Origin of the sequence: Acidisphaera sp. L21 (assembly GCF_009765685.1) — a bacterium.
In the GTDB taxonomy this organism is placed as follows: domain Bacteria; phylum Pseudomonadota; class Alphaproteobacteria; order Acetobacterales; family Acetobacteraceae; genus LMUY01.
On record NZ_LMUY01000001.1, the window covers coordinates 1 to 18,068 of the forward strand.

Below are 18,068 nucleotides of genomic sequence, written 5' to 3' on the forward strand. Positions count from 1 at the left end.
TTTCCAGCCCGTCCTGGACGCCTGGGCGTTTCTGCTCAGCGGCGTCTGGGTCACGCTGCTGCTCTCGGTTGCGGCCGCCGGGTGCAGCTTCGTGGCGGGCACGGCCATCGCACTCGCCCGTATCTATGGGCCGCGATGGCTGCACCCGGTGCTGGTGTTCTACATCGACTCCATGCGTGCCCTGCCGGTCCTGGTCGTGCTGGTGTGGATGTATTTCGCCTTCCCCCTCGTCGCCGGCATCAACCTGCCGCCCTTCGTCTCCGCCCTCGTTGCCCTCACCCTTCACCTCGCCGCCTACGTGGCCGAGGTCCTGCGCGCCGGCATCGAGGGCATCCGGCCCGGCCAAACCCGCGCCGGCTTCGCCCTGGGCATGAGCCAATGGCAGGTCATTCGCCAAATCATCCTGCCGCAGGCGCTGGTGCGGATGCTGCCGTCCTTGGGATCCATCCTGTCCGTCACCATCAAGGATACCGCCATCAGCGCCGTCATCGCCGTGCCCGACCTGATGCGCCGCGCCGAATCCGTCGCCGCCAACACCTATCACCCCGTGGAAGTCTTCACGACGGCGATGGTGGTCTATTTCATCATGATCTTCCCCGTCACCCGCGACGTCGACATGCTGTATCGCCGGGTCGCGCATTTGGGCCGCTCATGACCCTGCAATGGTCGGTCGTGTGGGATAACTGGCCCGCCCTGCTGCACGGCGTGCTGCTGACGATCGCGCTCACATTCACCACGATGGCCATCGCCGTACCCGGCGGCATCCTCCTCGCTCTCATGCGCCTGTCGCCCATCCGACCGCTCAACCTCTTCGCCACCTGCTTCGTGGAACTCTTTCGCAACCTGCCGATCATCCTGGTGGTCTACTGGGCATTTTACGTGCTGCCCGTTCTCACCGGGCTCTCGCTCTCCGCCTTCGCCACCGGGCTCGCCGCGCTGTGCTTCAACGTCTCCGCCTACAACTCCGAAACCTTCCGCGCAGGCATCGCCTCCATCCGCGCCGGACAAACCGAGGCCGGGCTCGCCCTTGGCATGAGTCGCAGTACCGCCTTCCGCACCATCGTCCTGCCGCAGGCCTGGCGCCGCGTGCTTCCCGTTCTCGCCAGCACCTGGGTGTCGCTGTTCAAGGACACCTCGCTCGTCTCCGTCATCGCCGTGGGGGAGCTCGCCTATACCGCCCTGCAAATCCGCTCCCAAACCTTCCGCGTGCTGGAAATGCTGACGGCGATGGCCGCGATCTACTGGCTGCTCGGCTACCCGCAGGCCAAGCTGGTGGACTGGATCCACCGCCGCATGGGAGTTCTCGAATGACCGCCGTCCCACCCCGCCCCGTGATCCAATACGAGGGCGTGGTCAAAACCTTCGGCACTTTCACAGCCCTGCGCGGCGTCTCTCTCGAGGTGAACCATGGCGAGGTCGTCTGCCTCATCGGCCCCTCCGGCTCCGGCAAATCGACGCTGCTCCGCTGCACCAACGGGCTGGAGCCGATCGATTCCGGTCGCGTCCTCTTCGACGGCGTCGCATTGCCGGCTCAGCCAAAGGCGCTCTACCGCGTGCGCCAACGCATGGGCATGGTGTTCCAAAGCTTCGAGCTTTTCCCGCACAAAACTGCGCTGGACAACGTCGCCATCGGCCCCATCACCGTGCTGGGCATGCCCCGCACCCAGGCCCGCGAGCGAGCGATGGCCCTGCTGGACAAGGTCGGTCTCGCCGACAAGGCGGGAAGCCTGCCTGCCAAATTATCCGGTGGCCAACAACAACGCGTTGCCATCGCCCGCGCCTTGGCCATGCAGCCGGAGGTGATGCTGTTCGACGAACCCACCTCCGCCCTGGACCCGGAAACGATCGGCGAGGTGTTGAATGTGATGAAGCGCCTAGCCGACGAAGGCATGACGATGGTGGTCGTCACCCACGAAATGAACTTCGCCCGGCGCGTGGCGGATCGGGTGGTGGTGTTCGAGAAGGGGCAGGTGGTGGAGAGTGGCCCGCCCGAGCAGATTTTCGACGCGCCGAAAACGACACGGACGCGGGATTTCCTGGGGCATCTCGGGTGGCAGGGATAACGGGCGAAATCGCGGAACGAGACATTATACTTGGACGACGTCGCCTACGCCTGTGAGGAGTAACTTTGCCAGACTTGGCCGGCCAATTTCGGGCCCCAGCACGCAGGTGGCGCTGCTTTCCTCACCCGGCGGTGGATTGGTCTTGAAGGGCTCGGTCAGCTCGTAGTCAAGCATGGCGCTATAGCAGATGACATGATGGTTGCACCCGACGTCGAGCTCGATCGATGCCTCGGACGTCGCCGGCCGCAGGACCGTGCGCTGCGGCAGATGCGTGTAATCTGGACCGAGTGGTACCCGCGGGACGACATCGAGGATGTAGTTGAAGACGCGGTAGTTCTTGACGGTCTTGTCAAAATACGTCGCGAATGTGGAATTGCCGGGGTGTGGGGATGCGAAGAAGCATCCGGAAACTTGGTTGCCAAGCTGTCGTTGCGCGAGTTCGAGGGCAAGGTATGTGCCAAGCGGCGCGCCGAGGCTGTGGCCGGTGACTGTCACCGAACGGCCCCCGGCTGCTTCTGCTTCAATGGCCTGATACAAGGGCCGATCTGGATCACCGCGCGATGATTTCAGCACCATCGACGCATAGATCGACCAGAAGCCGGATTCTACTTTGGCATCCAACGGGCTGAGCGGGTTGGGAACGATGGGTCGATACAACGTTGGGAGAAACTCGGCGTCTTCGACCCACTCGACGAACCTGTCGGTCCCCCGAAACACAGCGACCACCTCGTTGTTCAGCCTAACCACATACCCGTAACAGACAGGGCCGCCGATTTGGATTGGACCATTTTTCACGGGCAGATGGTCGTTACCGATGATGTAGCCGAGACACTGCCATCCAGCCGCGATGAGTATTGGCGGCAAAGCAGGAGTGAGGTTTGCCGGGTTAACCCGGTAGATATCCATTGCATGCATGACCATGAGGCCGTAGCCGGCCGCGACTGCATTCGAGATGTCTCCCGCCACAACCGTATCCTCCCCATATGGGCAGAATTATCGGACAATGTCGTTCCGGAATCAAACGGATATGCGGCAGGTTTGGGCTTTGCGGCTGATTTCCTGCTCTCGGCAACGACCTATCGTTTCCGAATGGCTGTCGGCGGTGGGTCGCTTTACGCCACGACCGGGTAGTCGATCCGCGTCACTTCCAGCAGTTCCGCCCCGCGCGGCGTCCGGACGGTGACCTCATCACCCACCCGCGCCCGCAGCAGCGCCAGCGCGACCGGGGAGCCGATGCTGATCTTGCCCAGCGCCATATCCGCCTCGTCGACACCGGTAATCGTCACCGTCACCGCCTCGTCGCGCTCGTTCAGGTAGGTCACAGTGGCGCCAAAGAACACGCGGTCGCGTTGCGTCTGTCGGGAGGCATCCACCACCTCCGCGTGCGCCAGGCGTCGGCCGAGGAACCGCAAGCGCCCGTCGATCTGGCGCAGCAGGCGCTTGCCTTCCTTGTAATCGGCGTTTTCGCTGCGGTCGCCATTGCTGGCAGCCCAGGCCACGACCTCGACCGTCCGATGCCGACGCTCCCGCTGCGCCGCCAGTTCCTGGACCAGCCCGGCATGGCCTTCCGGCGTCATGTAGAACTTGCCGCCGGGTAGCTTCGGCGGGCCGTTTTCGTCGTCGTCATCTTCAGTCATAGGCTTAGCGCACGATTTCCGGCCGGAACCGCACGCCGCGCCGCGCCAATCCGCCCCCCAGCGCCACCGGCGTGCCATCGGCCCGCCAGCAGGCCGCGCCCTCCATGGATCGGTCGTCGTGGAACTCGATCGCGCTCATCCCGCCGGCCACGTTGCCGACGCGGATCGCGTCGTGCCCCATATCGCGTAGTGCCTCGAACACAGTGTCGGCGATGCCGCGCTCCACCTCCAGCGAGTGCCCCTGCGTCCACACGCGCGGCGCCTCCACCGCCTCCTGCACGCTCATCCCGTGGTCGATCAGGTTGGACAGCGCCTGCATCACGGCGGGGAAGATGCGCAGCCCGCCGGGAAGGCCCAGCGCATAGGCCGGCTTGCCGTTGCGCAGAGCGATGACTGGCGACATCGAGGACGTCACCCGCTTGCCCGGCATCACCGAACTCGCGCGGTTCGGATTCGGGTCGAACACGAACATGTAGTTGTTGGGGATCATCCCGGTCCCCGGCACGATGTAGCGTGCGCCGAACAGGCTGTTGATCGTCTGCGTGCTGGCAACCACATTGCCAACGCCATCCGCCACCGTGATATGCGTGGTGTAGGCGGAGCCTTCGGGCGCCACTTCCGCGGACCAGCTTTGCGCCCGGCTCAGATCGATCTTCGCCCGCCGGTCCGCCGCGTAATCCTTCGACAGGATCTTGCCGACAGGAACCTTCACGAACGCCGGGTCGGCGGTCGCCGCGGCGCGATCGGCAAACGCGATCTTCAGCACCTCCGCCAGCAAATGCACGGTATCGACGGTGCCGAACCCCAGCGCCCCGATGTCATACCCCTCCAGAATATTCAGCATCTGGATGATGTGCAGCGGCCCGGAGGACGGGGGAGGCGGCCCGATGATCTCCACTCCGCGGTAATGCCCGCGCACGGGTTCCCGCGTCACTGTGGCGACCGCGTCAAGATCGGCCTGGGTGATGTAGCCGCCATGGGCAGCCATATGCGCGACATAGGCCTTGCCCAACGCGCCGTGATACAGCAGCCCCGGCCCCTCGCGCGCGATGTCGCGCAGTGTTTCGGCGTAATCCCCGGTCACCAATCGCGCCCCAGCCGCGATCGGCGAGCCCCCCGGCAAATACAGCTTCGAAATCTCCGCATCCAGCGCTAGGTCTGCCGCGCTGTCCGCTACGCACTCATGCAGATACGGCGTCACCCGGAACCCGCGCGAGGCATGGCGGATTGCCGGTTCCATCACATCGGCCAGCGAGAACGTGCCAAACCGCTCCAAAGCCTCGCACCAGCCCATGAGGTTGCCCGGCGTCGCCACCGCGGTCGGTCCCACCGCGTTCTTGCGGCCCAGCGTATCCATCGCACCCGGCGGCGCCTTGGGGTCGGGGGTGTAGACGGTCGGCCCGGTCGTCAGCGGCGCCGTGCTCTGCCCGTCGATCACGGTGTGGGTGCCGTCGGCCAGGCGAATATGCGCCATGCCGCCGCCCAATATGCCGACCATCATCGGCTCCACCACACTCAGCGTGAACAGCGAGGCCACCGCGGCGTCGATCGCGTTGCCCCCCGCCGCCAGCATTTCCGCCCCCGCGGCCGAGGCTAGCGCGTGGTTGGTGATGACCATGCCGCGCGTCCCGATCGCCGGCTGCTTTTCGCAGTCGAAACCCGCAGCGGCCCTGGTGCGCCAATTGGTGTGCGGCATTGGTAACCCTCCCATCTGGTCTATCCTGCCGACCATCGCGCAGAGCGAGGCACCTGTGAAGCTGAGGCCTTTGACTCTACGGGCCGCCAGACACCGAAATGGTCTGCCCATTGATCATTCCGGCGAACTCGCTGGCCAGGAACATCACCGCATGCGCGATATCCTCCGGCGTGCCGGATCGCCGTGTCGGCGTGCGCTGGATCAGATCCGCCTGCTGTTGCGAGGTGTAGGATTGCCACTGCCGCTCGTAATCCGGGCTGGTGCGCTGGAAGCCCGGCGCCACCGCATTTACCGTGATGCCGAACGGCCCCAATTCCTGCCCCAGTTGCCGCGACAGCCCGATCTCCCCCGCCTTGGCGGAGGCATAGGCCTGGATTCCCGTCAGTGACGTCCGCAACCCGGCGCCACTGGCGATGAACACGATACGGCCGGTCTTCTGAGCCTTCATCCCCGGCACCACCGCCTGCGATGCCAGGAACGCCCCGGTCAAATTTGCATCCACCACGGCGCGCCAATCGGCTTCCGATACGTCCTCCATCGGCTTGGCTGCCTGGCCCAGCACGCCGCCAGCCACGTATACCAGCACGTCCGGACTGCGCCCCGCTACCTGCGTCGCCGTCGCCACCCAGGCGCGCACGGCAGCCGCATCCAGCAAATCGACCAAACTGGTGTGCATCTCCAGCGCGGCCAACTCATCCGCCAACCGGTCGGCCGCGAACACCTGGCCGCCGCGTGCCGCGAAGGCCGTCGCGATCCCGCGCCCGATGCCACGCGCCGCCCCCGCCACCAGGATGCTGCGTCCTTCGAAATTGATGTTCATACCGTGCTCCTACGCCGCCCTATGCTGCTGTGGCCCACTTAACTGCGCGCTCAGCCGCGCCGCCGCCGCCAGCAACGCCGCGATGAACGCCTCGCGATGCCGGTGCCAGCGCTGCGTTAGCGTCGCTAGGTTCAGCGCCGCGACCGGCTGCCCCGTATGGTCGAACACCGGCGCCGCCGCACCCGACCCACTTTCGGCAAATTCGCCATCGATCTCTGCGTAGCCCTGGCTGCGCGCCTGCACGATCAACTTGCGCAGCGCCGTCGGACGAGTCTCCGTACGGTCCGTTCGCCGCGGCAATCGATCGGTGCCCAAAATCTCCGTCAGGTCCTCCGCCGGCGCATAGGCCAGCAGAATACGCCCCATCGCCGTGCAATAGGCCGGGCATTCCACACTGGCGGGCACGTAGCGTACCTCCTGCGGGCTGGGGACCTGCAACAGCGCCCGCACGGTGCCGCCTGGCAACAGCATGCCCAAATTCACGGTCTCCCGCGTTTCCGCCACCAGCGCCTCCACCACCGGGCGCGCCGCGTGCAGCAACCGCCGAGGCAGGCCACCGACCCAGTCGCCCTCCGCTGCGCCATACGGTGCGGCCAGCAAATACCGCTCCGACTCGTTGCGCATCACATAGCCGCGCTGCTGCAGCGTGCGTAGCAGGGCCAGCGCACTGCTCTTCGGGATCGCCAGATTCTGCGACAATTCCGCCAGGGATTGTGGGCGTTCCGCCCCACCTAGCGCCTCCAACAGGCTCAAAACCCGCTCGGCAGACTTGACGCTGTCATTCATTGGGCTGAACGTCGTTTCCATACATGCATCCTGGGATGCCGCGCCCCGCCGCGTCAACCTTGCTGGACAGGACCGAAACGATGTCACAGATCGCCCCCACACCCGCCCGCGTCGCCATCGTCACCGGCGGCGCCCGTGGCATCGGCCGCGGCTGCGCCCACGCTTTGGCCCGCGCCGGTTATGCCATCGCCCTGGTCGACCTGCTGGTGCCGGAGATGGAGCGCACCGCCGCCGAAATCCGCGAGATCGGCCAGGCCGCCATGGTGCTGCAGGCCGACGTCGCCGACCACGCCCGCGCGCGCGAAGTGATTGCAGCCGTGATCGCCGAGTTCGGCCGCATCGACTTCCTGCTCAACGACGCCGGCCGCGCCGCGCCCAAGGGCATCCTGGAAATCACCGAGGCGGAGTTCGACAGCGCCATCGCCGTCAACCTGAAAAGCTGTTTCAACTACATCCAGGCCACCGTGCCGCACATGCAGGCGCAGGGCGGTGGCCGCATCGTGTCGATGTCCTCGCTCAACGCCCATTCGGGTGGCGTCACCGCCGCCGTCAGCCGCTTCGCCTACGCCTCCGCCAAGGCCGGCATCCTCGGCATGACCCGGGCGCTGGCGAAAGAACTTGGCCCCGACATCCTGGTCAACGCCATCTGCCCCGGCCTGATCCAGACCGAACTGGCCAAGAACCCCGTCATCGTCGAACGCGGTGCCGAAATCGCCAGCAAAGGCATCGCGCTACGCCGGGTCGGCACCACCGATGACGTGGCGCAGATCGTGGTGTTCCTCGCAACCTCGCAACCCTGCTTCATCACCGGGCAGGATTTCATCGTAGACGGGTTCCAATACAATGTCTGACAACGCCACGCTGCCCGCCACCGACGCCGAGCTCTCCAAACTACGTGGCCGCGCCGTCGTCGCCTGCCTGGTCGGCCATTTGTTCGAACTGTATGATTTCGGCGTCTACGGCTATTTCGCCGCCGCGATCGGCCACGCAATATTCCCGTCTACCGACCCGGTGGTCTCGATCCTCAGCAGCTTCGCCACCTACGGCGTCGGCTTCTTCATGCGCCCGGTCGGCGCCTTGGTGATTGGCAGCTACGGCGATCGCTACGGCCGCCGCGCCGCGCTCATATTCACCGTCACCATGATGGCGATCGCCACCGGCTTGACAGGCTTAGTCCCTTCCTACGACACCGCCGGCATCTTCGCGCCGATCATGCTGGTGCTGTGCCGCCTGGCGCAGGGCTTCTCCACGGGTGGCGAGTGGGGCGGGGCCGCGTCGTTCATGGTGGAATATGCGCCGGCCAACCGCCGGGGTTTCTTCGGCAGCCTGCAGCAGGTCAGCACCGGGCTGGGCCAATTGTTGTCTATCACCATGGCTTTCACGCTCAGCTCCCTGCTGGATGCGGCGCAGCTCGGCGATTGGGGTTGGCGCGTGGCCTTCCTGTTCGGCCTGCTGCTGGCCCCGGTCGGGCACTATCTCCGCTCCCGCGTGGCGGAAACCCCGGTGTTCCGCCGCGACGCCACCACGCAAACCGTGATGCATTCCCCGGTGCGGGAGGCTTTCGGCAGCTATGGCGGCCGCATGTTTCTGGCTTTCGGCATCACCATCATCTGGACAGTGGGCAGCTACGTCTTTTTCACCTTCATGCCCACCTACGCATCCCAGCAACTGGGGATATCCTCCCGCGCCGCGCTCGGGTCCACCGCGCTGGCCGCCGTGCTCAACATTTGTTGCCTGCCGTTGGTCGGCGCGCTGTCGGACCGGATTGGCCGCAAGATCCCGCTGATGCTGTCCGCGGTCGGCTACTTGTTATTGTCCTACCCGTTGTTCGCCATGGTGGTGTCCGAGCGTAGTTTCACCGCATTGCTCACCGCCCAGATCATCGGCAGCCTCCTCTACGCGCTCATCAACGGCGTCGGCTCTGCCATGATGTGCGAGTTGTTCCCGACCCGGGTGCGCTACACTGCCCTATCGGTCGGCTATAACGGTGCGGTGATGGTGTTCGGTGGCTTCGCCCCGTTCATCGCCACCTACCTCACCCGCGCCACCGGCCAATTGGTGGCGCCCAGCTACTACGTGGTCGCCTGCGCCGCCGTCAGCATCCTGTTCATTCTAAAGCTGAAGGACCGGTCGGGCGAGGCGTTGTAGGCGTGGCGAACGCATGCACCGCCACGCCTACGGCGCCAGGGCCTTCCGTCAGGCGTTGGTGCCACCATCCACTGTCAAATTCGCCCCGGTGATATAGGACGCCTCGGGTCCGGCGACGAACGCCACCAACGCGGCCACATCGTCGACATGGCCGTAGCGCTTCAGCGACGTCAGCGCGATTTGCGGCGTTGCCCAATCCCCAGCGGCTGGGTTCAGATCCGTGTCGATCGGGCCCGGCTGGATGTTGTTGACCGTGATGCCACGATGCCCGACCTCGCGCGACAAGCCCTGGGTGAACATCTTCACCGCCCCCTTCGTCGCTGCATAGGCAACCAGCCCTGGGGTCATCATGCGGTCACCCACGCACGAGCCAATCATGATGATGCGGCCATCATCCCGGATGTGCTTCAACGCCGCCTGGGTCGCGACCAGGGTCCCGCGGAAGTTGATGTTGATCATGCGATCCAGGTCTTCCAGCGACGTCTCCTCGAACGGCTTCGGGACGGCGGTGCCGGCATTGTTCACCAGCACATCCAGGCGTCCGAACGCCGCCACGATCTGCTCGACCGCTGCCGTCACGGCGGCGGCGTCAGCAGCATCCGCCTGGATCGCCAGGGCTTTGCCGCCCGCGTCCTCGACCTGCTTCACGACTGCGGCCGCGGCGTCCGCACCCTTGGTGAACGTAATCGCCACGCTGGCCCCATCGGCCGCCAATCGTCTGGCAATCCCCGCGCCGATGCCCCGCGATCCGCCCGTGACGAACGCTACCTTGCCGGTCAGTCTTGCCATCGTGAAAATCCCCTGCATCCAAGCTCGAGCGAAAAACCTAGGGAGCGAGGTCGTTGCTGTATAAGACTTTGTCGGCCGCCGGATATGCCCGGAAGGCATAGGGCAGGGGGGCAAGGGGCCATGGAGTTACGGCATCTTCGCTACTTCATCGCGGTTGCCGAGGCAGGCAGCTTCAAGCTGGCGGCCGAGACCAGGCTGCACACCGCCCAGCCCTCGTTGAGCCGGCAGATCCGGAATTTGGAGGATGAAGTCGGGGCGCAGCTTCTGCGGCGTAGCGCGCGCGGGGTCGAACTGACGGCGGCTGGCCAGTCCTTCTTGGACCACGCGCGACAATCGGTCGCCCAGGCGGAAGCGGCCGCCGGAGCAGCCCGGCGGGCTGCCACACCGGCCCGGCAGGTCTTCGCCGTGGGGTTCGTCACCGGGCACGAGCTGGACTGCATCCCTCCGACCACGGTGCTGCTGCTGGAAGATCTGCCCAATCTCGAAATACGGGTGTTCAGCGGGTTCTCCACCAAGCTTGCCGACGATCTGCAGCGCGGCAAGCTGGACGCCGCCTTCCTGCGACGGGAACCCAATCCGCAGCTCGACTACCGGCTCGTCATCAGCGAGCCGCTTGTGGCGATCCTGCCGTCCCACCACCGGCTCGCCGGGCACGGGTCGATTGAGCCGCGCGATCTGGTCGATGAAAACTTCATCGGGGTCTCGCCGGTGGCGCCGATCCTGCGCAATACCGTCAATGGCTACCTAAAACAGTCCGGCGTGGCGATGACGCCGCATTTGGAGATCGACAATTTCGCCATGGCAATTTCCCTGGTGGGGGCGACCCAAGGCGTTGCACTGCTACCGGCGTCGATTGAAAGCTATCTGCCGCCATCGATCGTCAGCCGGCCGCTGCGGGGTGAGAGTCCGGTGATCGATCTGGTGCTGGGCTTCCACATGGCGAACCAATCGCCCGTGCTGGCGAGATTCCTGTCCCGATTGGCCGAGCTTTCTATCCAGCTACGGGCAGCAAGACGAACATAACGTTCTCGTGAGGCGATGAACCAACATCTACCCACAATCAACCAGCGCAATGTTGAAGCAGCCTTTCTGCGACTCGGCCAATATTGCCATAGACGAACACGCCTCGTTAACCTCCGAATGTTATTCTCACCCGGAGCCGAGTCGCGGCTACGCAATACCATGCGCCAGAATGGCCAATGAGGAACCAGGGCGAAATGCTCACCGATTGGAACATTCTGTCTGACGAGCTGCAGCTCGCCATCGCCGCCGAGGCGATGCGCAAGGCGGCGGCCATCATCGCCGACCAGGCCGACACGCTGGCGGAGGAGATGGATGACGGTGCCGTGCCGGACGCGGGTGGCCCAGACGCACTGCGCCTGCTGGCGCAGATCATCCGCCTGAACGAGACCCAGTGCTTCGGGGCAAGCAGCCGCAAGCAAGTGTATGGGCAGATGGTTCCGGTGCTCAACTAGCGGTTTGAGGCGCCACGAAACCCTTGCGCCGAAGCCTCCGGGGTGGTCAGACAGCAGCCAAATCAACCCGGAAGACACGTGATGAACGACACCTCGACCGTCCCCGCCACCAAGCCGAGCCGGCCCGCCAAGCAGAAGGTTCCGCCCTTCGCACGCTACAAGGGCACCTCCGCGTGGCGTAAGGACCGCCGTCGCGCCCGCGAATACGCGCGCTACCTCGCCGTAGCCAAGCCGGCTGCCTGAAGCCTTCGTTCGCCCCGGTTCGCACCGGGGCGAACCGCTTTTACCCCAGGAAGCCGACCGACAGCCACGGCACGGCGGCTACGATGATCAGCGCCGCCAACAAAACGGCCATGTAGGGCCAAATCCGCCCGAAAGCCTCGTCGCTGCGCACCTTGCCGATGAGGCAGGTCTGGTAGAACCCCACGCCGAACGGCGGGGAGAACAGGCCGATCCCCATCGCCAGGATAGCCACGATGGCATATTGGACCAGGTGGATGCCCAGTTGCTGGGCGACCGGGAACAGCAGCGGCCCGAACAACACCATCGCCGGCAGCCCCTCCAGCACACTGCCCAGTACGATGAACACCAGGATGGAAATGGCGAGGAAGCCCGCCTTCCCACCCGGCAACCCAACCATGATATCCGTCAGCGTCTGCGCAAACCCGGCCTGGGTTAGCGACCACGCCATGGCGCTGGCGGTGCCGATAATGATCAGGATGGCGCCCGACAGCGCTGCGGTCTCCACCAGGATGCTGCCCAGCCGCCGCCAGTCGAAACAGCGATAGACGCACAGCCCGACCAGGATGGAGTAGACGACGCCGACGGTGGCCACCTCCGTGGCTGTCGTCACGCCGGCCAACACCGCCCACCGGATGATGAACGGCAGGATCAGCGCCGGTATGGCGACCACGAACAGTCGCCCTACGACCCGCGCGCCAAGCTTGGCGCCGGTCGGCACGTCCGAGCGGCTGCGCAGGAACACCAGCAAACACAGTCCAATCGCCGCAATCGCCGCCGGCAGCAATCCGCCGGTGAACAGCGCCGAGATCGACACGCCCGTGACGGCGCCGACAATGATCAGCACCAGGCTGGGCGGGATCGTCTCGGACATGGCGGCAGAGGCGGCCAGTTGCGCCGCCAATTCACCGGGTACCATGCCCCGTCGCCGCATTTCCGGCAGCAGCACCGGTGCCACCGCCGCCTGGTCCGCCGCCTTGGAACCAGAGATGCCGGAGATGAGGTACATCGCCGCGATAAGCACATAGGACAGTCCACCCCGGCGATGGCCCACCAAAGCTGCGAGGAATTCCACCATGGCGCGGGCAATCCCGGTCATCTCCAGCAGCAGCCCCAGCACGACGAACATGGGCACCGCCAGCAGCTCGATGGAAGACATGCCCTGATCCATCTGGCTGATGATGGTAGCCAGAGGGATGTTGCTGGTGAAATGCAGGTAGGCGAATGTCGATATGGCAAAGCTGAACGCGATTGGCACGCCGAGGAAAATGCACGTGCCAACGATGCCGATGAAGAACACCAGCAGGGCGCCGTTACCGATATCGTCAAACCAGTCCTGTAAATAGTACAGCGCGACGAACACCCCGGCGCACACCACCAGCACCCCGGCCAGCTCCGGCCAGTCCACCTCGGTGAGCAATTGGCGCAGCGCCACATACAGCAGCAGCACCAGGGCCACGAGTTGCCCATAGATCTCCACCGAACCCGGCAATTGCATCACCGGGGTGAGGATGGCGGTCTGTTGCGCCGCGTAGGACAGGCCGGGGATCAGCAATCCGAGTGTTACCACGACCACCAGCAGCGCGCCGAAACACGCTGCGATCCGACGGAACCGCGGCCCGGCGCGACCCACCAGCACCGTCATGCGCATATGCTCGCCCCGGCGCAACGCGATCACCGCGCCGAGGCTCACCAGCCATAGGAACAGGATTGCCGCCAGTTCCTCCACCCAGATCAGCGGGTGGTCGAAGCCGTATCGGGCGACCACCCCGGCAAACAGCATGATCGCCTCCACCGCGACCAACCCGCCGGCGATGGTTTCGGACAGCAGCGCCACCACCCGGTCCACCGTCCGGAACAACGCAGACCCGGGCATGTCGGGCGACCCCTAGGCGAGCGAGCCGGTGTAGCCTTCCAGCGCCGACCATAGCGGGGCGCCGAACTTGCCCTCCCAAGTCTTGTAGAAGCCGGACTTCGTCAGCACCGCCTGGAACGCCGTCGTGTCGACCTTGACGAACTCCATCCCCTGCTTCTTCAGCACCTCCTCCAGCGAGGCATCCAGCTTCTGGTTGGCGGCGCGCTGGTCGGTCGCCTGGGCGTCGAACGTGTCGGCGACGATCTTCTGCTGCTCCGCCGGCATGGACGACCAGAACGACCCGTTCATCAGCAACCAGTAACCAACCCACATATGGTTGGTTAGCGAGCAGTATTTCTGCACCTGGTCCAACTTCATCGTCTGGATATTGCCCAGTGGGTTTTCCTGCCCGTCCGCGACCTTGGTCTGCAGCGAGGTATAGAGTTCCGACGCATTGATCGTGATCGGGGAAGCACCGAGCGATTGGAAGATGGACAGCGAAATCGGGCTGGGCGGGACGCGGATCTTGAAGCCCTTCAGATCGTCCGGTGTCTTGATCGGCTTGGTGCCGGACGTGACCTCCCGAAACCCCTCGTCCCAGATGCGGGTCATCGGGTGCAGCCCGGTCTTGGCGATGTCGACGCGCACGATGTCACCCACTTTGCCATCCAACGCCTTCCACGCCGTCTCCGCATCCTTGAACGCGAAGCCGATATTGTTGATGGCGCAAGTCGGCACCAGCGTGGCCAGGATGTTGTCGCCGATCGCCATCATCTGCATCGCGCCGGAGCGCAGGTTGGACAGCATGTGCGTGTCGTCACCCAACTGGCTGTTGGCAAAGATCTGCACCTCGACGTCACCGTTGGTCGCGTCCTTGATCTTCTTGGCCGCCGCCGTGGCATTCACCGTCGTCGGGTGATCGGTGGTCAGGTCCAGCCCGAACTTGATGATGGTGCGCCGGGCCGCCCGCGCAGGGAGGATATTGAACAGCGGCAGGCTTGCGCCGAAGACAGCGCCACCGCGAAGAAATTGCTGGCGGGTGAGGGTCATCGTTGGGTTTCCGTTTCCTGATTATTGAGCGAGCCAAGGATCTCGGCCTCGTGCTGGCCGAGTGTAGGGGCCGCCCGGCGCAGCGCACCCGGCGTGCCAGACAAGCGAGGCACCACGGCGTGCATGGGGAGACTGCCCATCTCCGCATCCACCATCTCCATCAGCACACCGCGGCCTTGAACATGCGGATCGGCCTCGAACCCGGCGGCGTCGTACACCGGGCCGACGGTGACCTCGGCGGCGCCGAAGAACGCCAGGTTTTCCGCCAGCGTGCGCGCCGCGATGAAGCCGCCGACGATCTGGTCCACCTCGTTTACATGCGCCAACCGGTCGGAATTGGTGCGGAAGCGCGGGTCTTCCAGCATGTCCGCCCGGCCGATGGCGCGGAACAGTCGCTCCGTCATCGCCTGGGTCGACGCCGACAACGCCACGAAACCGCCATCCGCGGTCTGATACACGTTGCGCGGCGCGGTGATGGAGGCGCGGTTGCCCGACCGAGGCGGGATCGACCCGGTGATCCGCCAGGCCGCCGCATCGGGCCCCAAGGTCGAATGCAGTGGCTCCAGCAGCGACAAATCGACCACCTGGCCGCGCCCGCCACGGTGCTCCACCTCCCGCAGCGCCACCATCACGGCGAAGGCGCCCTGGATACCCGCCACCATGTCCGCCAGCGCCAGATTTGGCAGGGCAGGCGGTTTGTCGGCGAACCCGTTTTTGGCAGCGAACCCGCTCATTGCCTCCACCAGGCTGCCGAAGCCCGGGCGCTGCGCATACGGCCCGGTCTGGCCGAAGCCGGAGATCCGGACGAACACCAGGCGCGGGTTCAGCTTGGCCACCGCATCCGGCCCGAAGCCGGCGGCTTCCATCGAACCCGGCCGAAAACTTTCCACTAGCACATCCGCTGTCGGGATCAGCCGCGCCAGCAGCGCCTTGCCCGCGGGGTCGCGCAGATCCAGCCGGATGCTCTTCTTATTGCGGCCGTAGACTTTCCAGTAGGCGGAGATACCGTCTTCCCGCCAATGCCGCAGCGGGTCGCCGCTGCCGGGCTCCAGCTTGATCACCTCGGCGCCGAAATCGGCCAGTTGCAGCGTCAGCATATTGCCCGCCACCAGGCGGGAGAAATCCAGCACCCGCAGCCCATCCAGCGGGCATGCCTGCCCCGGCTGGAATGGCTGGGCTGGCGGGATGGTCATGCCCGGCTCCGCTCCAGCGTGCGACGCGCTTTCAGCACCACGGGGTAGTCGACCATGACTCCGTTCACCGACACGGCCGCCAGCCCCGCCGCCTCTGCCTCATCGAACGCGGTGACGATGGTGCGGGCCAAGGCCAGTTCCGCCTCGCTGGGGCTGAACGCGGCGTTCACGGTCTCGATCTGTGCCGGGTGGATGCAGGCCTTGCCGCTGAACCCCATCGCCCGCGCCCGCTTGGACGACACCGCCAGCCCGGCCAGGTCGGCAATGTCTGTGAAGACCGTATCCAGCGGCCCCTCCAACCCGGCGCTGCGCGACGCGAGGGTGAGTGCGAAGCGCGCCTGGTTGATGGCGCCCGCGTCATCCTCGAGGTCCACATCCATGTCCAGCGCCAAATCTACCGCCCCGAACGCCAGCCGCCGGATACGTGGCGATGCGCTGGCGACAGAGGCCGCCGCGGCGATACCCTTGGCCGTCTCCAGGATCGGCGTGAGTTCGATGCTGCCGGGTTGCTTGCCAGCGCGGGTTTCAAGCTGGTGTAGCAGCCAGTCCACGGTGGCGATATCGGCCGCGGATTCTGCCTTCGGCAACACGATGCCATCGATGTGCGCCGCAGCCGCCACCAACAGGTCGTCGTAGCAGAACGGCGTGCTGAGTGCATTGACCCGTAGGAACACCGTCTTGCCCTGCGCCGCCGCCAGAAACCCGGCCGCAAACTGCCGCGCCTGTGCCTTTTCCGCCGTCGCAACCGCATCCTCCAGATCCACGATCACCCCATCCGCCGCGCTCGTCAGCGCCTTTTCCACCTTGCGGGCGCTAGTGGCAGGCACGAACAGGAGGGAGCGGGGAATAGGGGGCAAAATCGTATCCTTCATGCCGCGCCACCATCGGCGCGCGATGCCCGAATGTCGCCTGGCGCATAGCCGACCGAGGCAAGCAGTTCGTCCGTATGTTGCCCCAGCGTGGGGGCGGCCCGGCGCTTGGCATACGGCCCGGTCTGCCCAAAGCCGGAGATGCGCACGAGGATCAGCCGCGGATTACGCGCCAGCAGCAACTCCGGCGCCAGGCCCATCGCCTCCAGCGTGCCGGGGCGAAAATTCTCGATGAACACATCTGCAGTATCGACCAGCCGCAGCAACGCCCCCATTGCTGCGGGCTTACGCAAGTTTAGCGCGATTGACATCTTGTTGCGGCTGTAGGTCTTCCAGAACAACGGCTCCCCGCCATCGCGCCAAGCGCGCAGCGGATCGCCCTCGGGGGGTTCGACCTTGATCACCTCCGCCCCGAAATCGCCGAGTTGCAGCGACAACATGTTGCCTGCTACCAGCCGCGACAGATCCAGGACGCGGAATCCAGCCAGCGGTCCCGACGCCCCGGTATCGAAGCGGATTGGTGCCGTGCTCATGGCGCGGGCCGGGGGAGGCAGTTGGTCATGGGCGTTCGATACTCTGCACGCGCTCAACATCTACACTGTTGCCGGTGGTTCTGTTGGCAAACGCGGGGTAGGTCAATTCGGAAAACATGCTGCACTGCACACAAAGGCGGGGGCGTCGGTGGCTGTTCCTCCAGCCCAAGCCGTGACATCCTAACGCCATGACGATCGGTATCCTGGAGACTGGCCGCCCCCCTGTCGCCCTGCGCGCGCAATGGGGCACCTACGACGACATGGTCCGCAGCCTACTGGGGCGGGACCGCGATTACCGTACCTACGACGTGCAGGCCGGCGAACTGCCTGCTGAGCCAACCGAGTGCGCGGCCTACGTCATCACCGGGTCATCCGCAGGGGTGTACGACGATCTGCCGTGGATCCCGCCGTTCCTCGACTTCCTGCGCCGGGTGCGCGGCCACGCCAAGCTCGTCGGCATCTGCTTCGGCCACCAGGCCATGGCGCAGGCCTTCGGCGGCACGGTGGAGAAGTCGCCCAAGGGTTGGGGGCTCGGCATGCACCGCTACGAGATCGTGGAGCCGCCGCCCGGCATGCGTGAGCCGCTCGGCTTCGCCATTCCCGCCTTCCACCAGGACCAGGTCGTCACCCTACCGCCCGGCGCCCGCGTGCTCGCCGCCAGCGAGTTCACGCCCATCGCTGCAATCGGCTACGACGACAACACGGTTTCGCTGCAGGGCCATCCGGAGTTCAGCCCCGCCTTCTCCGCGGCGTTGATTAAGACCCAGCATCATATTTACGGCGATCTCGCCGCCCCAGCGCTTCTGTCCCTCCTGCAGCCGGAGGATAGCGGCCGAGCTGCCGACTGGCTGCGGACCTTCGTCGATGGCGGCGGGCTTGACACACCGGGCTAGCATTGCCGACTAGGGGTGGCA

At 65.4% G+C, this 18,068-nt stretch carries 20 protein-coding genes; 9 read left to right on the forward strand and 11 right to left on the reverse strand.

What is annotated here, in order from left to right:
• From GSQ76_RS00005 to GSQ76_RS00015, 3 genes are all read left to right on the forward strand, one after another.
• The coding region (locus tag GSQ76_RS00005; RefSeq protein ID WP_158741867.1) for an amino acid ABC transporter permease at nucleotides 1-655 on the forward strand (655 nt) is incomplete at its 5' end.
• Complete coding sequence (locus GSQ76_RS00010) at nucleotides 652-1,311, forward strand: amino acid ABC transporter permease (RefSeq protein ID WP_158741868.1); 660 nt, start codon at nucleotides 652-654, stop codon at nucleotides 1,309-1,311. The genes GSQ76_RS00005 and GSQ76_RS00010, both read left to right, overlap by 4 nt.
• The gene (locus GSQ76_RS00015; protein ID WP_158741869.1) at nucleotides 1,308-2,063 is read left to right on the forward strand and encodes an amino acid ABC transporter ATP-binding protein; all 756 of its coding nucleotides are present in this window, start codon (nucleotides 1,308-1,310) and stop codon (nucleotides 2,061-2,063) included. Before GSQ76_RS00010 ends, GSQ76_RS00015 begins: the two co-directional genes overlap by 4 nt.
• Nucleotides 2,064-2,087: 24 nt before the next feature.
• Here GSQ76_RS00015 and GSQ76_RS00020 read toward each other — a convergent pair whose 3' ends face one another.
• The 5 genes from GSQ76_RS00020 to GSQ76_RS00040 all read right to left on the reverse strand — a co-directional run bounded on the left by GSQ76_RS00020 (nucleotide 2,088) and on the right by GSQ76_RS00040 (nucleotide 7,023).
• Nucleotides 2,088-3,029, reverse strand: coding sequence for a lipase family protein (locus tag GSQ76_RS00020; RefSeq protein WP_158741870.1), 942 nt, complete (start codon nucleotides 3,027-3,029; stop codon nucleotides 2,088-2,090).
• A 146-nt stretch (nucleotides 3,030-3,175) separates the two neighbouring features.
• On the reverse strand, nucleotides 3,176-3,700 hold the full coding sequence (locus GSQ76_RS00025) for a GreA/GreB family elongation factor (protein WP_158741871.1): 525 nt from the start codon (nucleotides 3,698-3,700) through the stop codon (nucleotides 3,176-3,178).
• 4 nt (nucleotides 3,701-3,704) lie between these two features.
• Nucleotides 3,705-5,396, reverse strand: a complete 1,692-nt coding sequence (gene ggt / locus GSQ76_RS00030) for a gamma-glutamyltransferase (RefSeq protein WP_158741872.1) — start codon at nucleotides 5,394-5,396, stop codon at nucleotides 3,705-3,707.
• A gap of 76 nt (nucleotides 5,397-5,472) precedes the next feature.
• Nucleotides 5,473-6,216 carry an SDR family NAD(P)-dependent oxidoreductase gene (locus GSQ76_RS00035; RefSeq protein WP_158741873.1) on the reverse strand — a complete coding sequence of 248 codons (744 nt, stop codon included), beginning with the start codon at nucleotides 6,214-6,216 and terminating at the stop codon, nucleotides 5,473-5,475.
• A gap of 9 nt (nucleotides 6,217-6,225) precedes the next feature.
• Nucleotides 6,226-7,023: an IclR family transcriptional regulator gene (locus GSQ76_RS00040; protein WP_158741874.1), complete on the reverse strand. Its 798-nt coding sequence runs from the start codon at nucleotides 7,021-7,023 to the stop codon at nucleotides 6,226-6,228.
• 59 nt (nucleotides 7,024-7,082) lie between these two features.
• Between GSQ76_RS00040 and GSQ76_RS00045 the strand changes: the two genes are divergently transcribed.
• Together GSQ76_RS00045 and GSQ76_RS00050 are read left to right on the forward strand one after the other, a co-directional pair.
• Nucleotides 7,083-7,853 (forward strand): SDR family NAD(P)-dependent oxidoreductase, encoded by a 771-nt coding sequence (locus GSQ76_RS00045; RefSeq protein WP_158741875.1) that lies wholly within the window; start codon nucleotides 7,083-7,085, stop codon nucleotides 7,851-7,853.
• Complete coding sequence (locus GSQ76_RS00050; protein ID WP_158741876.1) at nucleotides 7,846-9,150, forward strand: MFS transporter; 1,305 nt, start codon at nucleotides 7,846-7,848, stop codon at nucleotides 9,148-9,150. The genes GSQ76_RS00045 and GSQ76_RS00050 overlap by 8 nt, the downstream gene beginning before the upstream one ends.
• A gap of 48 nt (nucleotides 9,151-9,198) precedes the next feature.
• Here the strand turns inward: GSQ76_RS00050 and GSQ76_RS00055 are convergent, their stop codons facing one another.
• Nucleotides 9,199-9,939, reverse strand: coding sequence for an SDR family NAD(P)-dependent oxidoreductase (locus tag GSQ76_RS00055; RefSeq protein WP_158741877.1), 741 nt, complete (start codon nucleotides 9,937-9,939; stop codon nucleotides 9,199-9,201).
• A gap of 120 nt (nucleotides 9,940-10,059) precedes the next feature.
• On the opposite strand from GSQ76_RS00055, the gene GSQ76_RS00060 reads away from it, so the two are divergent.
• The 3 genes from GSQ76_RS00060 (at nucleotide 10,060) to GSQ76_RS00070 (ending at nucleotide 11,657) form a co-directional block, all read left to right on the forward strand.
• Complete coding sequence (locus GSQ76_RS00060) at nucleotides 10,060-10,962, forward strand: LysR substrate-binding domain-containing protein (protein ID WP_158741878.1); 903 nt, start codon at nucleotides 10,060-10,062, stop codon at nucleotides 10,960-10,962.
• A 176-nt stretch (nucleotides 10,963-11,138) separates the two neighbouring features.
• Nucleotides 11,139-11,414, forward strand: a complete 276-nt coding sequence (locus tag GSQ76_RS00065) for a hypothetical protein (RefSeq protein ID WP_158741879.1) — start codon at nucleotides 11,139-11,141, stop codon at nucleotides 11,412-11,414.
• An 81-nt stretch (nucleotides 11,415-11,495) separates the two neighbouring features.
• Entirely contained in the window at nucleotides 11,496-11,657 is a 162-nt protein-coding gene (locus tag GSQ76_RS00070) for a hypothetical protein (protein WP_158741880.1), read from the forward strand.
• 40 nt (nucleotides 11,658-11,697) lie between these two features.
• Here GSQ76_RS00070 and GSQ76_RS00075 read toward each other — a convergent pair whose 3' ends face one another.
• The 5 genes from GSQ76_RS00075 to GSQ76_RS00095 are packed head-to-tail and all read right to left on the reverse strand — an operon-like array spanning nucleotide 11,698 to nucleotide 17,154.
• The gene (locus GSQ76_RS00075) at nucleotides 11,698-13,530 is read right to left on the reverse strand and encodes a TRAP transporter large permease subunit (protein WP_158741881.1); all 1,833 of its coding nucleotides are present in this window, start codon (nucleotides 13,528-13,530) and stop codon (nucleotides 11,698-11,700) included.
• A gap of 12 nt (nucleotides 13,531-13,542) precedes the next feature.
• The gene (locus GSQ76_RS00080) at nucleotides 13,543-14,559 is read right to left on the reverse strand and encodes a TRAP transporter substrate-binding protein (protein WP_158741882.1); all 1,017 of its coding nucleotides are present in this window, start codon (nucleotides 14,557-14,559) and stop codon (nucleotides 13,543-13,545) included.
• Nucleotides 14,556-15,752, reverse strand: a complete 1,197-nt coding sequence (locus GSQ76_RS00085) for a CaiB/BaiF CoA-transferase family protein (RefSeq protein ID WP_158741883.1) — start codon at nucleotides 15,750-15,752, stop codon at nucleotides 14,556-14,558. Before GSQ76_RS00085 ends, GSQ76_RS00080 begins: the two co-directional genes overlap by 4 nt.
• Nucleotides 15,749-16,624, reverse strand: coding sequence for a CoA ester lyase (locus GSQ76_RS00090; protein ID WP_158741884.1), 876 nt, complete (start codon nucleotides 16,622-16,624; stop codon nucleotides 15,749-15,751). Before GSQ76_RS00090 ends, GSQ76_RS00085 begins: the two co-directional genes overlap by 4 nt.
• Nucleotides 16,621-17,154, reverse strand: coding sequence for a CoA transferase (locus GSQ76_RS00095; protein WP_216850819.1), 534 nt, complete (start codon nucleotides 17,152-17,154; stop codon nucleotides 16,621-16,623). The genes GSQ76_RS00090 and GSQ76_RS00095 overlap by 4 nt, the downstream gene beginning before the upstream one ends.
• A gap of 188 nt (nucleotides 17,155-17,342) precedes the next feature.
• Between GSQ76_RS00095 and GSQ76_RS00100 the strand changes: the two genes are divergently transcribed.
• Nucleotides 17,343-18,047: a type 1 glutamine amidotransferase gene (locus GSQ76_RS00100; protein WP_158741886.1), complete on the forward strand. Its 705-nt coding sequence runs from the start codon at nucleotides 17,343-17,345 to the stop codon at nucleotides 18,045-18,047.
• The last annotated feature ends 21 nt before the right edge of the window (nucleotides 18,048-18,068 follow it).